Source organism: Methanospirillum sp. (genome assembly GCF_028679455.1).
Classification (GTDB): Archaea; Halobacteriota; Methanomicrobia; order Methanomicrobiales; family Methanospirillaceae; genus Methanospirillum.
In genome coordinates this window covers 1-3,534 of sequence record NZ_JAJRBM010000358.1, presented here as the reverse complement: position 1 = coordinate 3,534, position 3,534 = coordinate 1, and the positions used below count along the sequence as shown (strand labels likewise).

Below are 3,534 nucleotides of genomic sequence, written 5' to 3'. Positions count from 1 at the left end.
GAGTGAACCAATGAATCCCAGGAGAACGGTATGATTCATAAATTCTACTGTACTTATAAGTATTCAGGGGTTTCGTTTTAGATCGGTAGGGTATTGATGAATTGTACAACCTGTTTGCTCCTCTAAAAGTGATCCGGGCTGCCACCTCAATTTTGACCAGTCCTCAGTGCAAAGTTATCATCCAAGGATATAACAATCTCTCCTCATGAGTTTTATAAAAATTATGCAATAAAGAACATAGCATACAATTCTCCTGCAAAAAGGTCTTTTTTCATCTGCAATGATACCCTATCCTGCATCGAGGGGTGTACACATCCAAAGGAGTATGTCGGGAAGAGAGGTATCCGAAATTTGCCAATCCACACTTCGCTATTGATAGAGAGGATACCTTTTTTGGCTTTTCGTCTTTTCAAATGAGTGAGTTATAGTATAATCCAAAGCGTTCTGGAATAATCCGGAACGTTTGCTTACCGCTATGAAGCGTTTATTGATTGCATCTCTGGAGATACTCTCCGTTTCACGTTGATTATTTAAAAAGTAATATGTTACCCGATGATCGGGTTACCAACCCGATACCTCTCGTGTCTTCTCCCTTTTTTATCGATGATCTCCCGGTATTCACGAATTAAATTTATTTAGGAGATAATAGCCATCAGGTGGCTTTATAATCCCAGGATGTAAATCCGGATTGGTTGCAGAAGGATCATACAATGGTTCTCCAAGATCATCTCCGGTCATCATCTCGGGGATCGAAACGATGAAACTTATTGCATAATTCAAATCTTTGCCCCCATATACATTCCAGCAGGTATTATGCCATTCAACATCGACAAGAGATTGAGCCAGGGTGATGCCCCGGATATTATAACCCACGCCATATCTCCCCGTTTCGGTAAAATCATACCCGATAATAGTATTCGGATTTACATCATCTGGTTGGAACCGGATGAATTGAATCTCTTTTAAATCACACCAAAATGGAAGGGGCTTTTTAGAGGAGAAGAAGGTATCCACTCCATCATTTCCATGTATGCCACATCCAGGATCGTGTGATATGTATTCCCATCCGTTATCCGGAATATGGGTATCTTGAGGGTCACCTAGGGTAAATTGAAGGAAGGTGTCTCCTGCTATGCGTTTTAATACTGTTTTCTCGAAGGTTACCTGGGTGATGGCTTCTCCTGAACATCCGTCGCTATTCACTGCAGATACGTGGATGGTATTTGGACCATTAAACAGATTGGTACTGTTGAGTGGAATTGAAAAGAATCCGTTTCCATCGGTAGAAATAGAGAATGATCTCATTCCACCTGCCGGAAGACCTGAAATCACGTTAACCTGAACTCCGGTAATACTTGACGGGGAACTGATGGTCCCATTAAGGACTTCATCAGTATCATCTGATCGAATCGTGATTTCAGGCTCAGAAGGATTGGGATGAATAATATCCACAAATGGCAGGGTTACATTATTACACTCGTTGAATAGTACGGTTATATTATCATTACTTTCTCCCAGGCAATTTTGAGTACTGATGGTAACCGTATTGGAACCTGGAGTCAACATATCGGTAATACCATAAAGATTGAACTCACCTCCATTTGAAGAAACAGTTCCATCACTGAGGAGATTCAACGATTTGTTACCTTCTGATCCGGAGATAAATAGATAAGCAGTTAAAAGCGGAGCTGTTGTAGATATTATTCCCCGCAGATCAAATTTATTATTCCGTACAATAATTCCCGTTTTTGGTTGTGTAATACCAACATATGGTACTTGTGTATCTTCACATACCGGTGCCGGACCTGTTGAATTAAATTCGATATCATCAACAGCCAGATTATTAGTCGTCCATGTTCCGCCATTTGCATCGGTGAGCTGGAGAGTAACGCTGAAGATATCTCCGCTATCAGAAGAAACTTCCAGGGGAATAGTAATGCGTGTCGGTACGGTATTCGGTTGGAGAGTTGCGTTGTACTGTTGTATCAATTTACCTGACGAATCGTATGCTCTCATTATTACAATCTTCATCTTTGCAAGATTGCTGGAGTAACCCACCCAGGCTTTCACCGTCTTTTGTCCGGTAGTAAAATTCATTACAATTGGTATTTTACAGAATTCTTTGCCGTAACACTGCTCAATAGCCATCAATCCCGAATGAGTAAACCCCTGGTATTTCGAAGGATTCGGTCCACTCAGATAATTAAAAACTAAGGGGTAGGGATAACTGAAAGTGATTCCTTTATCGGCATATTGATTAGAAACCATTTGTTGATTCCCTTCTCCCGGACCAGTACTTGGTATGTCATCAAAATTGATGATAATCTGGTCAGACGGAGCCGGAGTCATAAATGGTGATACATTATCCCAGGGAATAATAGTTACTATGGGAACTATGGGGATTGTGTTTATCGGAATGGATTCATTGACCCGGTCAAAAGGAATAGAATCTCTTGGTAAAATCGCGTATGGACGCAGGATCGAACTATTCCCCGAGATATTTCCCATCATTCCAGAGGAATCAGATGATGTACGAACTCCGGAGATACAACAGGAATCAGATGCAGGATCTGGAACACCTTTTTTCAACCAGCATACGGGATTTTGATCCTGAACTCCGGCTTTCACATAGGTATAAGCCATGCAATCCGTGTTATCTAAACAGGATTCTGCACAGACATCACAGGTATCTCCAGGATTCATCACGTAATGACTCATATCCATTCCGAGTCTGTCTGTATTATCTTCAACAGTATAGGTATCAGAACCCAGAACTCCCCAGGGAATAACCAGTAAAAAAGCCAATATTTCAATCCATACAAAAGCAAATTGATTAATTGGTTTTCTGATACGAGATGATCCCTTCTTCTCTCTTCCTTTCGGAATGAATACGTACCCGATTGTCCCCATATTTTTGCATAGGAACACTACGGTATATAATACATTTTCGTCAATCGTTTTAAAAAATAATCGGTTTTTCATTGGTACTTACCAATAAAATCCGCTCAAGTTAAATCGCCTTTTTTCTCTATTAATCACCCATATATATAATGTCCCGATAAAAACAGGGGTGGCATATATTTATCGGCTTAGAAAAAAAGATAATTACGTTTTAATTTGTAAAAATGTAAGCAGTTGTTTATCGTATGATGCAAAGGTTCTGGAATAATCCAGAACGTTTGCGTACTGTGATTGCTCGTTGTTTTGTAGTCATAGGTTTTTGAAAAAGGAACTGAACCATACTAAAAGGGATACCTTTCCCTTTTTCTCAATAATTATTAAAAAATCCTCGGTCACTTTAATTCATGACTTATCTCCGGTAAGTGACGATATGCTGGGATGTAGCCACATTAGATATCCGAGAGATACGGCAACAATTACCCCGATCATGGTGTCGATGAGACGATCGAACAATACTGATGAGGATATCGGGTCACCAAATTCAAGCAGAATGATAACAAGGGGTGTCATCACCATGGAATACAATGTATAATTTCGCACTTTTAATAGGGGACGTAATCCTGCGAGAATACT

2 protein-coding genes are annotated in these 3,534 nt (G+C 40.1%); both read right to left on the bottom strand.

Going from position 1 to position 3,534, the window contains the following annotated elements:
* Positions 1-618: 618 nt before the first annotated feature.
* Entirely contained in the window at positions 619-2,805 is a 2,187-nt protein-coding gene (locus LUQ50_RS12170; RefSeq protein WP_300040106.1) for a PAN domain-containing protein, read from the bottom strand.
* Between the two features lie 498 nt (positions 2,806-3,303).
* A partial coding sequence (locus tag LUQ50_RS12165; protein WP_300040105.1) for an FUSC family protein occupies positions 3,304-3,534 on the bottom strand: 231 nt, incomplete at its 5' end.